The following is a 20,878-nucleotide window of genomic DNA, read 5'->3' on the forward strand; positions in this document are numbered from 1 at the left end:
TTATTTTACCGCTTTGTGTTGATGTACAGCATGTTAAGTATAGCAAAAAAGCGCATCCTACTGGATGCGCTTTTTTACTAATATTTAATGATTAAGAACTTATCTAATAATCACTTTCTGTGATTTTTGTTGAGATCCATCTATTATAGTAACAACATAAACACCATCTTGGAAATCAGAAGCATCAATTTCGTTAACTAAGTCATTACTTTCTAAATCTGTACTATAAACCAATCGTCCTTGAATATCATGGATTGTTGCAGTAGTACCTTCATTAATAATACCTTGAATAAATATTGATCTCGGTGACTTCTTAGTATAAATTTTAATACTATTAAAGTCTTCATCATTTAAAGATAATGCATTATCTGTAACACGTAAGTAGAAACGACCAGTACTACTAATGTTCGTGTTTGGTGTGATAACATAATCAGATGACGTTAATAATGTTGATGTATTATTCAATGTATCATCTAAATACACTTCTACTGTACTAGGTAATGTAGATTCTGATATAGTAAACGTTAATTGTTCACCAACATTTGCATTCACACCTAATGGTATGACTACATCCATCATGTCTGAAGGGTTTAGTGCTTGCAATGCTAAACGCATATCAGGATTACCCTCAACTAATTGAGAATATAATGCAAAATTAGGAGCATAGTTATCTAATAGTTTCCCATCATAACCATGATCTAAATCTTGAGTTGCATTCTCGTTAAAATAGAATTGCGTACTGTAATCATTAACCGAAGTGTTTGTACTTAACTTAAAGTATGTTATAACAGAAGCATTTCTACCTACAATAAAATCATCAGCACCAACAGTTGTTCTCATACTAGGATCAAACACTACATCGTTACTTGCAACATACGTATCGTCAGCAGCAACTAAGAAACCTTGGCCTGGTGCTATAGGTATATCACCCTGAGCTAAAGTAATTACGTTCCAACCATTGGTTGCGTCTCCATCATAGCCATAGATACCTGATCCATCTTCAAATAGTTGGAAGTTGAATACACCAGCTCCGCTATCATAAAATAGGAAGTTAAATGAACTGATATATGAAGGGTATGGATTACCAATAAGGTTCCAATCTGGATGATTTGCACCAGTATCTTCAATATTTACAGAAACTGTAGATGTTGGTACAGTACCCGTAAAGGTTAATGTAGTTCCACTATCTGTAGCAGCTCTGAAACCAGTACCAGAAACTAAAGTTGCTGAGGTTGCATCGGTATAGTTTACATAATCATCCACAGATTTGTCAAATGGAGCAAAAGCATATGTAGTTGGACTTGTTTGCCCATTATCCAATAAATCTGCAGCATTAGTGTCAGAAGCTAAGAAGCTAGACCATGTTTCTCCTCCAAGTGGTGCAGAAATTAGATCATTACCTCCACTATTAGCATTAACATAACGCTCGTATTTTATGGTTCCGACAATAGTACCGTCATACATTAAACTTGAGTAACTGTTAGAAACAGATTCTAAAGTAACATCTCCATTTACTGTTAAAGTTATACCAGTGCTAATTGTAAGACTTGCACCAGGATTAACTATAACATTATCTGCAGAGGTATTGACTGAAATAGTAGCATCACCAGAAGCTACAATAATATCATCATTTGTTGTAGCCGCACCATTAGGATCACTTGGTGACCAAGAACCGGTATAAGTATAAGTAACCGCAATGACTTCTTCAACTTTTACATCATCTAATATTACTCCACGACCATAATCTCCAGTGCCTTCAAAAGCAATATAATACTCAGCACTTGGGTTAGGCAATTCTATTGTTGCTTCAGTCCATGTTGATATACTATTTAGGTATTCTTGTCCAGGAATTAATGTCCAAGCTCCTGCTTCAGAAGTTTTATAATATACTCTCAATTCATCTTGATCAGAACCCCAAGCTTCTTGAGCATGCCAGAACGTTAGAGTAGGAGAGATGATACCTGTAATGTCTAGTTTTGGTGACACTAATTTTACAACTCCCGATCTAGACGTGTCATAAAACATTGCGTTAAATGATCCCGTATGAGCAGATGTTATAGAACCACCTTGATTTCCATTGTTATAGGTCCAGTTTACAGTTCCAGCTTCAGTTTCTTGAGACCAACATGTTGGTATTATACCAGATTCAAAACCTTCTTCAAAAGGGAACGTCGTAATTGCTACTAAGCAAGGATCTGAACTAGTAGTTGCACTTGCAGATGGAATTGTTCCGTCTGTTTTGAAATCTATTAGTACATCAGAATTGGTATATGGATAAATTTCAAATTCGTATAGTGTACTAGCGTCTAAGTTTACTACAGTATATGTTTGTAAACCAGAAGCTCTTTTAAATTCAAATTCATCATCTGACCAATCTACATCATTTGCTGGGTCAGTACCATCTACAATTGTAGTGAATACTCCTGCACCAGTTTTACCAACGATTACAAAACCGTCTGCTGGTTGAGCACCATCATTGTCATCCCATGTTAATGTAATTTGAGAATCTGAATCTGCTACAGCAGTAAATGCTAATGCATGATTTGTTGGCTCTGGTATTGGATTTACTGTTAAAACACCAGAAACATAGTTTGTACCATCCCAGAAGTTACCATCAGTACTTCCTGGGTTTATACCACCATATGCAAAGTCTCCGCTATCTACAGAGAAACGACTTACATAGTAATATGTTCCAACGTCTAAACTAGATCCAAGCTCTACTTGGTATTCATCATTATTACCACTATCGGTATTATAAGTTGCTGCTATCCATGTCCAACCAGAAGCAAAATCTGCTGTAGTTGTTGCATCGGTAGTATTGTAGCCAATCCAAGATTCTATGTTAGCGCCTTGTCCTACAGCTTCTGTTCTACCAGGCTCATAGATTTGTGCATATACATCATAGCTACCACCTACAATAATACTTCCACTGCTTGGTGACTGTAAATTACAGAAGTCAACAAAGTTAGGTGTGCTTGCATTAATATATAATATACCTGTTGCTGAAGTGTTAGCTGTAGTAGCTCCAAAGTTTGTGGCACCGAAAGTCATATTATATGATCCCGCTGCGATATAATAGGTTCCAGCTGGTAAGCCTATTTCGGTTAATGAACTTAAATTACCAGTTCCTCCATCGTCATCATAATTAATGAAGTTACCAAATACATCATACAATCCAATTTCTGAATCTCCAGAAGTAGTAGATTCTGTATCTACGGTTATTTCAGTACAGTTACCATCATAAATCAATTCTACCCAAACTACACCATCTGTACCTGCAGCATAAGCGCCATTATAACTATCAGTATCTGCACAGCCAGCAATATTAAAAGTAGCTACTGTTGTTGGTATTGATGCAGAGTTTACAGTCAATTGACCTGATACTGCAGTTGTGCCATTCCAAAAATTACCATCGGTACTTCCTGGATTAATTCCTCCATAGGCATAAGCACCAGCATTATAAGAAAAACGACTAGCATAATAATATACACCTGGTGTTAAAGTTGCACCAAACGTGGCTTGATATTCATCATTATTACCACTGTCTGTATTATAAGTAGCAGCTATCCATGTCCAACCCGTTGCAAAATCAGCAGTAGTTGTAGCATCAGTAGTACTATAACCAATCCAAGATTGAATGTTTGCACCTTGACCAGCAGCTTCAGTTATACCAGCTTGATATATCTGGGCATAAGCATCAAATGTACCCCCTTCTGTAATTGTACCACTACTTGGTGATTGTAAGTTACAGAAATCAACCGTGTCATTTGATTGGGTACTTACATTAATGTATAGCGTACCAATTGTCGTTGTATCTGTTGAGGTGACATCAAAATCAGCTCCAAACGCAGTACCAGATGTTCCGGCAGCAATGTAATAAGTACCATTGGCAAGACCAAGTTCTATAAATAAACTTTGTGGGTCTATGCCTGTTCCTCCATCGTCGTTAGTACCTACTAAGTTACCATCAGTGTCGTAGATACCAATTTCGGTATCAAAGTCGGATGTAATAGTATCAACTGTAAGTGATGGACAACTTCCTGTGTAATTAAGTTGTGCCCATACAACGTTTGACGTACTAGCGTCAAAGGCTCCATTGTAACTATCTTCATTTCCTATTCCACATGCAGTAATATCTAATGTTATTGTGGTGGTTGGTAAAGGATTTGAAGTTGTAAATGTGAACGGACCTTCCCATACACTCAATCCATCAGCTATTCCGCAGTCAGATCTAATGTATGCTTCATAGTTAGTGGCTGCTGTTAAACCTGTTTCTGTATATGGATTAGCTGATGTTGCTGTTCCTGCACCACTAGGAATACCTGTTCCTTCTGCTTGAACTACAACTTCCCAGTCTGTTTCTGTTGTGCCAGGAGTCCAACTTAATGTTGCTGAATCTCGAGTAACACTATCAAGTGTTATATCTGAAGGCTCAAAACATGATGGAATGGCTTCCCAAACAATATCATCTAAATATACATAGGTATATGTTGATGTCGATAACCTTCTAATTGCAATGTAAGTATCAGTTCCTGCATATGCTGCAAAAGAAACTTCATATTCTGTAAAGGTACCGTCAATATCTATTGAAGATAATACTGTGAACGTTGAACCGTCCGTAGGGTCCGTTACTGTACCTACTTCGATATCTTGAGTAGCAGATGTATTACGTGCATAAAAACGTAAGCGATGAGTGCCATCACTTAAATTTGATAAATTAGGTGAGACAAGCATTATATTTGATGTCGCATCAGAACTTGAATTATAAAGGCTAATACCATTCGGTAGAGAATTATCTGCACTTGTATTTGATGTTACGCTGGCAAAACTAGATGCACCGTTATCAATAATACTAGACCAACAGCTCGGTAAATCTGGTGTTGTAACAGCATCAAAATTCTCATTGAAATCAGTAATTGCAAGACAACCTGTTGTAAAATCTACTGGGCCAACCCATCCACTAAAACCATCAGCCACACAATCCGCTCTTACATAAACTTCGTATGCTGTTTGCTCTGTTAAACCTGTCTCAGTATGTGGATTAGTAGTTGTTGCTGTACCTGCTCCTGTTGGTATGCCTGTACCATCTGCTTGTACTACAATTTCCCAAGCTGTTTCAGTATTTCCAGCCGTCCAACTAACCGTTACATCAGTAGCTGTAGTTGTGTCAATAGTTAAACCTGTGATATCTAAGCATGTCGGTGGAGTTCTTACGATAAACTGCCCTACATGGAAATCATAATCTGTACCACTAGCAGTACCATTTGAAGCCCAGATCGCAAATTGTACATTGCCTGTAATTGCTGTTAAATCTTCTATATATTCTGTACCTGTAAAATCAGGTTCGTTTCCTATATTCCATGTCGTCAGGTTTACCCACGTTGTACCGCCATCTGTACTACTTAATAGTTGTACTTCATCATCAGTACCCATGGTGTCATCGGTGTCACCATCATTATAGTTGGTAACAGCAACATTAAGTTCTAATTGATAAGGACCTCCTGTAGACAAATCAAATACTGGTGATATTAACCAATCTCTTATAGCAGTAGTACCATATATATTAATTCTATTACTAAATATATTTGAGCCATAAAAATTATCATCATTAGTACCAAAACTGGCAGGAGTATTTTTCCAATTAGAAGACCCAAAACTACTAGGGCCATCTACAACTTCTCCATTTGTAGCTTGTCCCCAACATGTATCAGGAAGATTTTCAGACATATCTGCAAAATAGTTTGGAATTGTATAATCACAAGGAGTTGTGAAATCTACAGGACCAATCCATGCGCTAAATCCGTTAGCTGCACAATCTGCTCTTACATAAACTTCATAAGCTGTCTCGCCAGTTAAACCACCTTCGGTATGAGGATTAGTTGTTGCTGCTGAACCTGCTGCAGTAGGAACTCCTGTTCCGTCTGCTTGTACTGCAACTTCCCATGCTGTCTCTGTATCTCCATTAGTCCAACTAACAGTCACATCAGAAGGTGTAAAGCTATCAATCGTAATTCCTGAAACATCTAAACATGTAGGAGGTGTTCTTACTATAAATTGTCCGATATGGAAATTATAATCTTCGGTATCATCTACAGTACCGTCAGAAGCCCAAACTGCGAACTGAACAGTACCAGTATAAGCTGTTAAATCTGCTATGTATTCTGTACCTGTAAAAAGAGGTTCATTACCAGCATTCCATGTGGTAATATTTACCCAAGTTGTACCACCATCTGTACTACTTAAAAGTTGTACTTCATCATCAGAACCCATAGTGTCATCTGCAGTACCTGCAAAGTCAGTAACAGCTATATTCATTTCTAATTGATAAGGTCCACCAGTTGATAAATCAAACGTAGGTGATAATAACCATTCTCTATCTACATTAGAAAAAAGATTTATTCTATTAGAAGCACCAAAGCTATAAGAACCTGTTGTCCAATCTGAAGTACCAGAACCACTAGGTCCAGTGGCTATTTCACCATCATTAGACTCATCCCAACATGCGTCAGGAACGTTAGTTGACATATCAGCAATATATTCTGGAACAATATCACTACAAAGTGTAGTAAAATCTATTGGGCCTACCCATTCGCTAAAGCCATCAACTAAACAGTTTGCTCTTACATAAACTTCGTAAGCTGTGTTTTCAGTTAAACTTAAATCTGTATAAGGATTAGTTGTTGTCGCTGTACCAGCACCTGTTGGTACACCTGTACCATCAGTTTGTATTGCAATTTCCCAATCTGTTTCTGTATTACCTGCCATCCAACTTATAGTTGCTGCTGTATTTGTAAAGCTATCAACGGTCAAAGTTGTAATATCTGGACAAGCCGGTTGTGATATTGTTACGGTATCAAAACCAACACCTTCATCTTGACCGCTACCATCAGCTGCAAAAGCTACACGTAATATTACTGTGCTCTCTCCTCCAAGACCTGTTAAAGCATGTTTTGCAACAAGCCATCCAGCTGATCCGTTACTAGAGCTATTTCTACCAGTCCAACCCAATTGTTGTCCTCCAGGTGCCCCTCCAATACTACTATCATTATACCAGTTATCTGGATCGCCATTAGTACCAACAAGTTGCCATGTACTACCATTATCTATTGAAGATTGAAGTGCCATACCATCCCAACTAAATTCAGCATTCCACCAAACACTAAGTTCAATTTCAGGAGCTACTAAGGTTGAAAAATCGAATGGTGGACTAATTACGTATGAATCTTCATTAGCATTGTAAGTTCCATCTAAATCAGTTACCCATGCGTTAGCGCCAGAGTCTGCGCTATTAATAATAGTGTTTATTGGTGCCCCAAGTTCCCATGTTCCACTGTTTGTATTATCTGCTGACCAATCTCCAGGTCCTGATTCAAAATCTTCAGTGTAAGGAAATGAGGTAATTTTTGTTGCTGTGGTTGTAAAATCTAAAGGACCTACCCATCCACTAAATCCATTAGCACCACAATCAGCTCTTACATAAACTTCGTAAGCTGTAAGTGCTGTTAAACCAGACTCAGTGTATGGATTAGTTGTGATTGCTGTACCTGCACCAGTTGGTACTCCTGTACCATCTGCTTGTACAATAATTTCCCAAGCAGTCTCTGTATCTCCAGCTGTCCAACTAATATCCGCAGTTACATCGGTAGCTGTATCTAAAGTTAACGCTGTAGGGTCTAAACAAGAAGGTAATTCGTTAAAACTGACATCATCTATTGCAATATCATCGTAGAAACTTCCAGAATCTGTAACTATATATTTTACTTGAGCAGGCCCAGTAAAGGTAAGACCGCTTAAATCTATGATTTTCTCTTCCCATCCGCTTGTGTTCGTATTATAAGTACCAACAAGATTCCAGGCTACTCCATCCCAAACTTCTACAGTTAAAGTTGCACTTGGGTTAGCTTCATTATTACTTATTTCATAAAAATATAAAGCTGGTGTCGTTAAAGGTGTTAAATCTACATATGGTGATATTAATTCTGCCGTAGTTGCAGTAGCATTAGAATCGTCCACAACCGCATAATAATTACCTGAAGTCGTCGATCCAGTTATTGTACCTGCATTACCTACATGATTAGGACCTGAAGTGTTAAACAACCAGTTATTAGTACCTGCTAAAGTCCAACAATCTGGAACTGTACCCGCATTTTCAAAACCTTCTGTATATGGTGCAGTAAATGTTGCACAAGCTGTAGTAAAAGTTACTGGACCAACCCAAGCACTAAATCCATTAGCCAAACAGTTTGCTCTTACATACGCTTCGTAAGCTGTTTCTGCCGTTAGACCAGTTTCAGTATGAGGATTTGTTGTTGTTGCTGTACCAGATCCAGTTGGAACTCCAGTTCCGTCTGCTTGTACAACAATTTCCCAATCTGTTTCTGTATCACCTGCAGTCCAACTCACAATAGCTTCTGTATCTGTAAAACTATCTATAGTTATCCCCGAAACTTCTAAACATGAAGGTGGTGTTCTCACAATAAAATTGTCAATATGGAAATCAATATCTCTTCCAGTGGTACCTTCAATTGCATAAACTGCAAACTGTACATTACTACCAGTAATTGTAGAAATGTCGGTTGTTACAGTATCTCCTGTATTAGATGGTGTATTGTTTTGATCCCATAATTGTAATGTTGTCCAATTAGTACCATCTAATGAGTACACTAATCTTACTTCGTCTCCTGCATTAAATGTACCAGCAGTTGTTGCGTTATAGTTTGTAAGTGCAACATCAATTAGAACTTCGTAACCACCTGCTGATAAATTAAATTCTGGTGACATTATCCATTCTATGTCGCCAGTTGTGTATAAATTGATGTTTACAGCACCACCACCAGAAGATGAAGTATGCGCAAACTCTTCAGATCCCCAAGTACTGCTTCCAGTTGTTGCAGGTCCTGAGCTTAAATCTCCGTCAGCAGCTTCGTTCCAACAAGGATTAAGGAAAGTTGTGAAATCTTCTGTATAATCTGGCGTGTATATGGCACAGTTAGTAGTAAAGTCTACTGGACCAACCCAGTTGCTGTAACCATCACTTGCACTAGTACAATCCGCTCTTACATATACCTCGTAAGCTGTTTGTGCTGTTAATCCAGAGGTGGTATGTGGATTTGTTGTTGTTGCTGTTCCAGTGGTAGGTGAGCCTGTTCCGTCAGGCTGTACTAAAACTTCCCAATCTGTTTCTGTACCATTAACAGTCCAACTAATTGTTGCTGTTGTATCAGTAAAACTATCAATTGTTAATCCAGAAATATCTGGACAAGCCGCCTGTGTTGTGAAATCTACAGGTCCTACCCAACCACTAATGCCATTAGCACCACAATCAGCTCTTACATAAACTTCGTAAGCTGTTTCTGCTATTAAACCTGATGCTGCATAAGGATTGGTTGTTGTTGCAGTGCCAATACCAGTAGGAACACCTGTTCCATCGGCCTGTACTACAATTTCCCAATCTGTTTCTGTATTACCAGCTGTCCAACTAATTACAGCATCAGTATCTGTGAAACTATCTATAGTTATACCTGTAACATCGGGACAAGCGGGTTGAAATATGTTTACGGTATCAAAAGCAACACCTTCTCCATTAGTAAATCCATCAGAATCAAAAGCTGCTCTTAAAAACACACTGCTTTGTCCTCCAAGCCCTGTTAAGTCATGTTTAGCAACAAGCCAAGCTCCAGAATCACCAGACCAACCAGCACTACTATTGTACCAATTATCAGGATCTCCATTTACACCTACATTTTGCCATGTGCTACCATTATCTATTGAGGATTGCAATAGCATTCCATCGTAACCACTCTCTGAACTATACCATACACTAAACTCAATTACTGGAGCTGCTAATGTTGAAAAATTAAGAGGTGGACTAATTACGTACGACGTTTCGTTAGCATTATAATCACCAGTAAGGTTAGTAACCCAAGCATTTGCACCTGAATCCGCTACGTTAATTATAGTGTTTACCGGATTTCCCAATTGCCAAGACCCACTAGTGGAGTTGTCAATAGTCCATCCTGCAGCTCCTCCTTCAAAATTCTCGTTGTAAGGAAATGTTGTTATTGGAGCCGATGTTGTTGTAAAGTCTATTGGACCAACCCAACCACTATAACCATTACTTGCGCCTGTACAATCTGCTCTTACATAAACTTCGTAAGCTGTAGACGCCGTTAAGCCAGTTTCCGTATGTGGATTGGTAGTCGTTGCAGAACCTGCACCAGTAGGAATGCCAGTAGCATCTGGTTGAACTACTATTTCCCAAGCGGTTTCTGTACCACCTGCTGTCCAGCTTATTGTCCCTGTGGTATCTGTAGCACTGTCTATTGTTAAGCCTGAAATATCAGGACAAGAAGGTAACGTTGTAAAATCTACTGGACCAACCCAACCACTAAAGCCATCTACACCACAATTTGCTCTCACGTATACTTCGTAATCAGTCAATTCTGTAAGACCACTTAATGTATAAGGATTTGCAGTAATAGCTGTTCCGGAGCCTGTAGGAATTCCTGTTGCATCGGGTTGAACTACAATTTCCCAATCTGTTTCTGTGCCATTAACGCTCCAGCTGATTGTTCCCGTTGTGTCTGTGAAACTTTCAACAGTCAATCCGCTAACGTTTATACATGCAGGAGGAATACCATCTATATAATTAAATTGTATGTTAGGCCTATGTGAACTAGTAGCAGTGGTATTTACATCACATGCTGTAGTTGAATCACTAACATAATAACGTGAACCATTTGTCACTGTTGTTCCTCTTACTTGTCCATAAGGTGAAGTAAATGGGTTTGATCCATCACTACAAACTTCTACTAGTATATTATCTAAACCATTCCAAACAAAATTAGTATCAAAAGGAATCATATCAAAGACACCTGCAGCTGTTACAGTTGGGTCATAGTCAAATGCGTTTTTAACGACTGTAGTAGGAGATGCATCATGAGCAGCTGAGTTAGTCGCTGATGTATGTCCCATTTTTATGGTATAACCTAAGAGATTACCACCTCCGTAGTCACCAGCAATAGACCATCCTAAAGCTGATATTTCGTCATTTGGTGTGAGCGTAGCACTTAATTGTGCTGCCGTATAAACCACTTGATATTTAAACGCTTCATAATAACCATGAATTGGATCTGCGGTTGTACTCCCTGTACTAGTAGTCCCTGTACCAATGACAAGACTATTAACTGGGTAAGCCGTAACCTCAAAATCATCTACAATTAAATGTCCTGCTTGATTATCATTTAAAACTCTAATAGTTAAAGTTGGACTAGGGTCATTTACAGTATAAGTAAATTGTGTATAGGTAGTCCCTGAAAATGCTTGAGTTGTCTGTGTGGTGTAATTAATACCATCAGTAGACGTTTGTAGTTCAAAAGTACCTCCACCAGAATTTAATTCTCTATACCAAAAGGTAACCACATCGGCACCTCCAGCTAAAGTAGGTGTTGTAATACTCGCTCCAGCTTCATCATCATTAATTCTAGCTGCAGAACCTGTTGCTCCTCGAGAGTCTCCTGCGGCTTCAGTAATAACTTGAACGGTTTCCCAAGTGCCACTGGTTAAAGTTTGACTCCCTGTGGTGTATGATCCAGATAATCCGGTATCAAAGTTTTCGGTGATTTGCCCAAAACTGGAGTGTCCTATTAATAGGAGTACTAAAAATGCGTAAAGATGTTTCATAGAAAGAATTAATTATAGTTAAAGCATAACTTTAGTGTTATTTGTGATTATTAGTTAAAACTAAATAACCTACAAATTTTAACACGTTATCGTTAAAAAAATGTTATTCGTCGTTAATTTGTAAAAATTACGGCTAAGTGTGTAAGAATGAGGGGACTCAAATATACTAAAAGTTAATATTCATTTAATAATTTTATTTTAACAAATAGTTAACGATAGGTTGTGATTTAGTTGTTTGCACTAATCATTATGTCTTCTAATTAGTTAATATTTAGGTGTTTGTGATTTTTATTTTAATGAAATTAAAATTTAAAATATTTTTTTGAGAATCATTTTAATACATATTAAGGGATTTAATGACTTTTTAGCAAAAATGGTAATTGTTGTGTAGAGGTACGCATTATAAGTGTTAGTAGGTTAATTATAGATGTTCTGTTTTATTTTAAAATTAGGGTATAAAAAAAGCGCATCTTTAAAAGATGCGCTTCCTTGTAGTTTAACTTTTTTAAATTATTTTATAATTACTTTTTGGGTTTTTAAAACACCTGAATTGTTTTGTAATTCTATAATATAAATTCCGGCAGTAAGATTAGAAACGTCAACACTATTTTCAGTGTTTTTAGAATCTAAAGTGTTTGATTTTATTAATCGACCTTGTATGTCATATAAATAAAGTGTTGTAGTATGTTGTAACTGACCTTTTATGTCTATTGACTTTAGGTTGGTATTGCTATATATTTCTAAACCATTTAATATATTATCATTAGTGCCTAATGTACCTCTTGAAAAGTGAATATAGAATCGACCTGTGTCGTTTAAAGTGGTTGAAGAGGTAAAAGTATAATCACCTTCTAGTAGATTTGTAAATGTATTAGTGGTGTTATCTTCAAGTATTGCAGAAGTGCCTTCAGGGAAGTTACTTTCAGAAATACTAATAACGGCTTGCTCACCTTGTGAAATATTAACTCCTAAAGGGATCGTTACATTTTCCAAATCTGTATAACTTACAGATTGTGCGGCTAAATCGTTTCCTAAATTGTCTTCTACAAGATGAGAGTAAATGGCAAAATTTGGTGTTACATTATTAATCATTTCAGAATCATAACCAGTATCCATACTTAATGAGGCATTATCGTTAAAATAGATGTCAGTTTGGTATAGGTCTTGACCTTTAGAAATTTGAAGATTCGCATGCGCTAAATTAAGGTTAGCAGATCTGCCAGCAATAAAATCATCTGTAGTACCAATAGTTCGCATAGCAGGAGTGAAATTAATGGTGCCACCACCAGTTTTAGAATTCACAAAGAATCCTTGACCGGGAGTTATTTTAGCAGTTGGATGAGCGTCAGAGTACGCTTGGTTCCATACTTTAAAGCCAGTTGTTATATTGCCAATATAACCATAAATACCAGAGCTTGTTGGGTTAAATTGAGTATTATTAGCAGCTAAAAATGATGATAATGTAATATAAGATGGGTAAGGGTTTCCTATTAGATTAGATCTACTACTTGCTCCTACTGTAATTGGTACGGCAAGAGTGCCTGTTTCAACGTCACCAACAAATTCGAATGTGGTTCCAGTAGGGTAAAGATTAGAATCTGAGGCTGTTCTATAACCTGTACCAGCAGTTAATACTGTAGTCACGTCTGCCGTTGGGTAATTGATATAATTATTAATGCCATTATCAAAAGGGCCAAATAAAACTGAAGGTACTCCTCCTATTGTGCCAGTTGGGATAGGGTTATTAGCTGTGAGTACTGCAACTGTTTGATTGGTGTTGGTAACAGGTGCAGAAACTAAATCGTTATTTCCTGTTGCAGAATCACTATCATTATTATTTACATGACGATTGTAAATAACGTCTCCATATACTTTATCTGTAATTAAGCTTGAGTAAGATGTTGAAACGGAGTTTAATGCTAATGTTCCGTTATTACGTAAGCCAGTATTCGCAGTAATAGATTGACCAGCAGAGACCGTTGTTGTAGCTCCATTTCTAATAAAGAAATCATTAATTTGTATGTTAGTACCTACGTTGTAAGTTCCGCTATACACGTAAGCGTTTTGACTACCTGTTGTGTTATCTGGTGCACTTGGCTCCCAGCCAACAGAGGTGCCATCGTCTACGTATATTAATCCGTCAAATACACTTGATAATCTAAAGTTGTCAAATCCAGAATAACCATTTTCTCCATCGTTTCTTACTCTAACCTGTAAAGCTATTGTGTTTACGGTATTAGGTATGTCAATAGTGACTCTGCCTTGGTCTGTTTCAATCCCGTCGTTTCCATTTAAAAGAAATACTAAAGGTTGATTGACACCATCATATATAAGTCTGTATTGTGCATCATCACTATTATCATCATAGCCATGGATGTCCCAGTCAAATGTTAACCTAATATTGTCAAAAGAGCTGATGTCAATAGGGTCGAAAATTAAAGTTGCGTAGCCAGTGGTTCCATTGCCTTCGTCATCTAAATCATTTTCACCAAAAATGTTATTTGAAAATTCAACGTTGTCTAATGGAGTTGCAATAGCACTGTCTATAACTCCGTAATAACCATCAACTCCCCATCCGTTGTCAAAGGTTGTTGTGCTTGTAGTGTAGGTCCATTCTGGTGTAAAACCATCAAAATCTTGCTTTGCGATATTAATTAATGGTCCATTTACATTAAATGAAGCACTTGTAGCACTAGCTAAAGGATTGCCAATAGCAACAAGAAATGCGACAACCTCTCGCTTAGTAAAAACAAGGGTGTTTAGTGTAGCAATCCCATTAGTTATTGGGTAAATGATAAAAGAAGGTTCTAAGTCACCATCAGTACTAAGAATTGTAACGCTATTATTATAGTCTAAATCTTGATTTCCATTTGAATCTACAGCTAAAATTGTAGGGAAAGGTGTCATGGTTTCAAATTGATTAACATCAATAGGTTGTTGTCCAAAGATATTTGCACTTGCAGTAACTTCTATTCTGTTATCGTCACCACTTATTGGTGTTTGTGCACCTCCTGCGTTAAAAGCGTCAAATGAAGAGCCATTAGCTACATCTGCAGATGCTGTAGTGATTGATAATTGAAATTGTGTATTGTCTATTACGCTAGATTTAAAGGTAGCATAGATGTCAAAAGTTTTAGAGCTATTGTCTAGTGCACTTAAGCTTGAGACGCTAGAAAATGTTGCTGTGTCTGAAACAACAGAAGTTTCGCTAACATTTAAAGCGCCATCAAAAATAGCTAATGTCTCAATAAGGTCACTGCTAGTGATATTGAATTCTAAATCATTTAAAATAGTTGGTAATCCATCAGTGTCCGTTAAAGTGGCTCCTCCGTCTCGTATAGTAAACTCACCTACTTTAATAGAATTAGATATAGTAAGTCCAGAAGTTGTACTATAAGTTGAGTAGTCAATGTTGTCAGAAGGATTAAAGCTAGTGGCAATAATATCTGAATCTGTACTGTTGGCAGATGTTGTTGTAATATTTCCTATTAACCGAAGTCCAGGACTCGTAATGCCATAGGCAGACCATGCTCCTCTAGCAGGAATTCTAAACCAATGGCTAGTGTTTGCAGCATTCCATGCGTATAGACGAAAGGTAATGGTACCAGCTGTGCCAGAATTAACACTTAAGCCAGTGAAATTCTCAGCTGTAGCTGTTGTAGGAGATGTTTGTTCTGGTATAAGTGCAACTCCTGCAGTGCTAAAATTATTTAAACTATAAAACACTTGCCAGCTTGCAGGACCATCAGTGTTTCTTCTTGTAATAATATCAAATTCAGTAATTTCAATACTGTTGTCTGCGCTTGCAGTCACTGACCACTCAATATATTCATTATTGGTTACAGCTTCGGGTTGTGTCGTTGCATCCCATTGGTTTGATGTATGGTTTGCTGCTCCTGTGTTAGATAGGTCAATCCCTGAGCCTCTAATAAAGCCAGTGGATGATATGGAAGGATCATTTCCTGTGTCAGTAGGTCCAACAATGTTGGCTCTATCTACAGTTACAATCGTTGTTTGGCTATATCCTAATGAGAATAGGGTGACCAATAAATAAAAAACGTAAGTCTTTTTCATGATTTTTTAAATTAATCCTAATTACTTCCTTTATTGTTTTGAAAAATAAGTGTTTAGGATAGTTTTTGAAGCGTCAAAGATAAGTTAAAATCTTAAATAAAAAAATAAAAATGCATATTTCTTCGATGAACGGTAATTTTTAAGGGTTAAATTCCTACATTTATATGTGCTTAATATAGGTTTTATACTGCGGAATTGATCTGGTAATATAGAAATGAATCTATTTTTTTAGGTTAAGTCTTGCAAAGGTCGTTTTTATTCATACTGATTTGTAATATTGATAGTTAATATTATAATAAAAAGTAGGGTTTTTTATTAAAGCCTTAATTCTGTTGCTCGTTGTTGTAATTATATCAATCTTTTATATGGGTAAGAGTTGGTATTTAAGTATTTTTGCTCACTTTATTGTTGATTGGTGTAGTATCGCGGTTTTTTTATGATGTTATATCCTAAATTATGTGTTGAATTTATATTTTAGCAATACAGATTGATTTAATTAGATGGATTATTGTGAAATTTTAAGAATATTGAGGGTTGAAATTTAGTAAACGTCATTTTGCCAAAACCATTACTTGGCGCATTATAGGTACTTTAGATACGCTTCTTTTGTCATGGTTTATATCAAATGATATGTCCGTTGGTCTTAAAATGGGTCTATTTGAGTTGGTGACTAAAATGGTTTTGTATTATGTACACGAAAGAGTTTGGTTTAAGTCTACTATAAAAGAATCGAATAAGCGTCATATTTTAAAAACGTTTTCTTGGCGAGGAGTGGGTACTTTAGATACCATCGTCTTGGGCTGGATAATTACTGGGAATCCTTTAACGGGTCTCAAGATAGGTGGTGCAGAAGTAATTACAAAAATGTTATTGTATTTTGGCCATGAAAAATTATGGTACCGAATTAATTATGGTTTGGATAGAAGGAAAGAAAGAAGACAATTAAAAAACGCTACTGAATTATGAGTTTAAATACAGTGAGACATGATTATAAAATTGCCAAGGCAGATCGTGAGAAACTTAATGGGCATCGCTCTTTTTTATTGTGGTTTACAGGCTTATCCGGTTCTGGGAAATCTACTTTAGCTAATTTAGTTGAGATGGAGCTTCATAAAAAAGGCATTTCAACATTTAGCCTAGATGGTGATAATATCAGACAAGGCATTAATAAAGATTTGAGTTTCGTTCCAGAAGATCGTACTGAAAACATCAGGAGAATAGCTGAAATAGCGAATTTAATGGTTGATGCAGGAGTGGTGACATTAGCTGCCTTTGTCTCTCCTTATATTAAAGACAGAGAAAATATAAAGCAGATTGTAGGGGCTGATAATTTTATTGAAATATACATCAATACCTCGTTAGATGAATGTGAGCGAAGAGATGTTAAGGGCTTATATAAAAAAGCAAGAGCAGGAGAAATTAAAAATATGACTGGGATTTCGGCTCCTTACGAGGCACCTGTTAACCCAGATATAGAAATTGTAACAGATCATCAAGATATAGACACATCTGTTCAAACCATATTAGATTTTATTATTCAAAAATTAAAATAAAAAACATGAGTAATTACGTAATTAATCATTTAAAAGAATTAGAATCAGAAGCTATTTTTGTGATTAGAGAGATTGCAGCGCAATTCGAAAATCCAGTATTATTATTTTCTGGCGGTAAGGATTCTATCTTACTAACACATTTAGCAAAAAAAGCATTTTTTCCTGCAAAAATTCCTTTTCCTTTAATTCACATTGATACAGGTCATAATTTTCCAGAAACAATAGCTTTTCGTGATGCTTTGGTCGAAAAATTAGGTGTAAAACTTATTGTTGGTTCGGTACAAGAAGCGATTGATAATGGTAGAGCAAAAGAGGAAACAGGTGCTGATGCCTCACGTAATTCACTCCAAATTGTATCGCTTTTAGATACACTTGAAGCTTATAAAGTAGATGCTGCAATGGGAGGAGCTAGACGTGACGAGGAAAAAGCACGTGCTAAAGAGCGTTTCTTTTCGCATAGAGATGAATTTGGGCAATGGGATCCAAAAAATCAAAGACCAGAATTATGGAATCTGTTTAATGGACGTAAAAATTACGGAGAGCATTTTAGAGTGTTTCCTATTTCTAACTGGACAGAAATGGATGTTTGGGAATATATTAAGTTAGAAAACATTGATTTACCATCACTTTATTTTTCTCACCAACGCGATTGTGTGGTTAGAGATGGTGTGATATTAGCAAATTCTGAATTTATTAAACTTAAAGCGGGAGAAGAAGTCGTGAATATGACTGTGCGTTACCGTACTTGTGGTGATATGCCAATTACTGGAGCTGTAGAATCTGAAGCTGATAATTTAGATAAGATCATTGAAGAAATTGCAACAACCAGAACGACAGAGCGTGGTGGACGTGCAGATGATAAACGTGCAGAAACAGCCATGGAAGATCGTAAAAAACAAGGTTACTTTTAAAATATAAATAGAAATTAGGTTGATACTTTAGAAATTATATCGATTAAATGTGATGACTAAAGCCGAACAACTAACAACTAACAAGGATTAAAAATGGATTATCAAGATATAGAATTATTACGTTTTACAACGGCAGGTAGTGTAGATGATGGAAAAAGTACATTAATTGGACGTTTATTATATGATAGTAAATCAATTTTTCAAGATCAGTTAGACGCTGTTGAGGAGTCTAGTAAAAGTAAAGGTTTCGATTATGTAGATTTATCATTGCTTACAGATGGTTTAAAATCTGAGCGCGAGCAAGGTATTACTATTGATGTGGCATATCGCTATTTTGCAACACCAAAGCGTAAATTTATTATTGCAGATACACCTGGTCATATACAGTACACCAGAAATATGGTGACTGGTGCTTCTACAGCAAACCTTGCTATTATATTGATCGATGCGCGTAAAGGGATGTTAGAGCAAACACATCGTCATGCATTTATTGCGTCTTTATTGCGTATTCCTCATGCTATTGTATGCGTCAATAAAATGGATTTAGTAGATTACAGCGAAGAAGTATATAATAATATCGTTACAGATTTTAAAGCGTTTTCGTCTAAATTAGGCATCAACGATATTCAGTTTATTCCAATTTCAGCCTTAAATGGAGATAATGTGGTTAACCGTTCTGAGAATATGGATTGGTATGGTGGAAGTACATTAATGTATCATTTAGAAACGGTGCATATCTCAAGTGATCATAATTTAGTAGATTGTCGTTTCCCTATTCAATCTGTGATTCGTCCTCATACATTAGATAATCAAGATTATAGAGGTTTCGCAGGTCGTATTGATGGTGGTGTATTTAAGCCAGGTGACAAAGTGAAATCATTACCTTCTGGTTTTGTGTCTACCATAAAAACGATTGAGCTTAATGGAGAGCAAATTTCCGAAGCTTTTGCACCGATGTCTGTAACCATGACGCTAGAAGATGAGATAGACAACAGTCGTGGTGATATGATTGTGCGCGAAAATAACGTACCAGAAATAGGGCAAGATTTAGAGGTGTTAGTGACTTGGATGAGTACAACTCCAATACAAGCGCGTACTAAGGTCGTTATTAAACATACCACGAACGAATCTATTGGTATGGTAAAGGAATTAAAATATAAAATCGATATCAATACCTTACACCGTATTGAGAATATAGATAAAGTGGAGATGAACGAGATTGCTCGATTATCTATCCGAACAGCCAAACCAATGTTTTACGATGCGTATAAAAAGAATCGTCAAACAGGAAGTATCATTATTATCGATGAGCAAACCAATGAAACTATTGGTGCTGGGATGATTATATAGTGGTGATGCGGTGATACAGTGAATCTATGATGCAGTGACACTGTGATGCGGTGAATCTTTAGAATAGGAATTTTAAAATTTTAATAATGACTCATAAAGATTTAGAAGTTTATAAATTAAGTTTAAATCTAGTAGAGGATATTTGTAAACTTACGAAGGGTTTTCCTGCATCTGAAAATTTTGGATTGACCTCTCAACTTAGAAGGGCAGCTGTTTCGTTGCCTTCAAATATAGCTGAGGGTTCTAGTAGAGGTTCTACAAAGGATTTTATTCGATTTTTAAATATTGCATCGGGATCATTAGCCGAAATAGAAACACAGTTAGTAATAGCAGAGCGAATAGGGTATATAACGTTTGATGATGCATTACAAAACAACCTCATTACAATTAGAAAAATGTTATACCGTTTGAAACAAGCTTTAAGCAAAAAACTAAGTAAGTAAAATGAATAATAAAAGCCTCACCGCCTCACCGTCTCACTACCTCACTGAATTACTGCATCACAGTATCACCGCAGCCTTAGAAGCAGGGAAAGCAATTCTAGACATCTATCATTCCGATGATTTTCAGGTGGAAATAAAAGGTGATAATTCACCATTAACCAAAGCAGACGTAGCATCGCATAATGTAATTATGTCGCACTTAAAAGCTACTGGTATTCCTGTACTTTCAGAGGAGGGTAAGGCTATTCCTTACAATGAAAGAAAGGACTGGAATCAACTATGGATTGTAGATCCTATAGATGGGACTAAAGAGTTTATTAAACGCAACGGTGAGTTTACGGTAAACATTGCACTCATAGAAAATCAAAAAACAGTAATTGGTGTTATTTATGTACCTGTTTTAGGCGATCTTTATTTTTCAACTAGCGAAATGGGTGCTTTTAAAGTATCAGTAGATTTGGAAGATTATAATGTAGACACTTTGGTAAATCAAGCTAGTAAATTACCACTAGAAAGAGAAGATAAAACCTTTACGGTTGTAGCAAGTCGCTCACACATGTCACCAGAAACGGAAACGTATGTTTCTGAAATGAGAGAAAAGCATGGTACTGTAAATCTAATTTCTAAAGGAAGCTCATTAAAATTGTGTATGGTTGCAGAAGGGCAGGCAGATTGCTACCCAAGATTTGCACCAACCATGGAATGGGATACGGCTGCAGGCCAAGCCATTTGCGAACATGCAGGTTTTGAGGTGATAGACTGGAGTACAAAAGAGCGTATGTTGTATAATAGAGAAGAGTTATTGAACAATTGGTTTTTGGTGAAAAAATAGCCTCATTTTTGTTACTAAAATATTAGTTTTAGA

The 20,878-nt window shown here is 36.6% G+C and carries 8 protein-coding genes; 6 read left to right on the forward strand and 2 right to left on the reverse strand.

Annotated features, from left to right (window positions below; all coding sequences use genetic code 11):
• Nucleotides 1-99: 99 nt before the first annotated feature.
• Nucleotides 100-11,682 (reverse strand): choice-of-anchor J domain-containing protein, encoded by an 11,583-nt coding sequence (locus ACJJVO_RS16385; RefSeq protein ID WP_405576033.1) that lies wholly within the window; start codon nucleotides 11,680-11,682, stop codon nucleotides 100-102.
• 510 nt (nucleotides 11,683-12,192) lie between these two features.
• Nucleotides 12,193-15,756: a beta strand repeat-containing protein gene (locus ACJJVO_RS16390; protein ID WP_405576034.1), complete on the reverse strand. Its 3,564-nt coding sequence runs from the start codon at nucleotides 15,754-15,756 to the stop codon at nucleotides 12,193-12,195.
• Between the two features lie 534 nt (nucleotides 15,757-16,290).
• On the opposite strand from ACJJVO_RS16390, the gene ACJJVO_RS16395 reads away from it, so the two are divergent.
• The 6 genes from ACJJVO_RS16395 to cysQ all read left to right on the forward strand — a co-directional run bounded on the left by ACJJVO_RS16395 (nucleotide 16,291) and on the right by cysQ (nucleotide 20,845).
• Nucleotides 16,291-16,722 (forward strand): DUF2061 domain-containing protein, encoded by a 432-nt coding sequence (locus ACJJVO_RS16395; RefSeq protein ID WP_405576036.1) that lies wholly within the window; start codon nucleotides 16,291-16,293, stop codon nucleotides 16,720-16,722.
• Nucleotides 16,719-17,309, forward strand: a complete 591-nt coding sequence (gene cysC / locus ACJJVO_RS16400; RefSeq protein WP_405576037.1) for an adenylyl-sulfate kinase — start codon at nucleotides 16,719-16,721, stop codon at nucleotides 17,307-17,309. Before ACJJVO_RS16395 ends, cysC begins: the two co-directional genes overlap by 4 nt.
• A 5-nt stretch (nucleotides 17,310-17,314) precedes the next feature.
• The gene (cysD, locus tag ACJJVO_RS16405) at nucleotides 17,315-18,220 is read left to right on the forward strand and encodes a sulfate adenylyltransferase subunit CysD (RefSeq protein WP_405576039.1); all 906 of its coding nucleotides are present in this window, start codon (nucleotides 17,315-17,317) and stop codon (nucleotides 18,218-18,220) included.
• A gap of 93 nt (nucleotides 18,221-18,313) precedes the next feature.
• The gene (locus tag ACJJVO_RS16410; protein ID WP_178983464.1) at nucleotides 18,314-19,570 is read left to right on the forward strand and encodes a sulfate adenylyltransferase subunit 1; all 1,257 of its coding nucleotides are present in this window, start codon (nucleotides 18,314-18,316) and stop codon (nucleotides 19,568-19,570) included.
• 86 nt (nucleotides 19,571-19,656) lie between these two features.
• Complete coding sequence (locus ACJJVO_RS16415; protein WP_405576042.1) at nucleotides 19,657-20,013, forward strand: four helix bundle protein; 357 nt, start codon at nucleotides 19,657-19,659, stop codon at nucleotides 20,011-20,013.
• A gap of 1 nt (nucleotide 20,014) precedes the next feature.
• Nucleotides 20,015-20,845, forward strand: coding sequence for a 3'(2'),5'-bisphosphate nucleotidase CysQ (cysQ, locus tag ACJJVO_RS16420; protein WP_405576043.1), 831 nt, complete (start codon nucleotides 20,015-20,017; stop codon nucleotides 20,843-20,845).
• Nucleotides 20,846-20,878: the final 33 nt, after the last annotated feature.

This window comes from Winogradskyella sp. Asnod2-B02-A (assembly GCF_045063645.1).
GTDB lineage: Bacteria > Bacteroidota > Bacteroidia > Flavobacteriales > Flavobacteriaceae > Winogradskyella.

What these genes read in the sequence shown, in the direction of transcription:
- ACJJVO_RS16390 (WP_405576034.1), bottom strand. Translation starts at nt 15,756, where the DNA reads ATGAAAAAGACTTACGTTTTTTATTTATTGGTCACCCTATTCTCATTA.
- ACJJVO_RS16385 (WP_405576033.1), bottom strand. Translation starts at nt 11,682, where the DNA reads ATGAAACATCTTTACGCATTTTTAGTACTCCTATTAATAGGACACTCC.
- ACJJVO_RS16410 (WP_178983464.1), top strand. Translation starts at nt 18,314, where the DNA reads ATGGATTATCAAGATATAGAATTATTACGTTTTACAACGGCAGGTAGT.
- cysC (WP_405576037.1), top strand. Translation starts at nt 16,719, where the DNA reads ATGAGTTTAAATACAGTGAGACATGATTATAAAATTGCCAAGGCAGAT.
- cysQ (WP_405576043.1), top strand. Translation starts at nt 20,015, where the DNA reads ATGAATAATAAAAGCCTCACCGCCTCACCGTCTCACTACCTCACTGAA.
- ACJJVO_RS16415 (WP_405576042.1), top strand. Translation starts at nt 19,657, where the DNA reads ATGACTCATAAAGATTTAGAAGTTTATAAATTAAGTTTAAATCTAGTA.
- cysD (WP_405576039.1), top strand. Translation starts at nt 17,315, where the DNA reads ATGAGTAATTACGTAATTAATCATTTAAAAGAATTAGAATCAGAAGCT.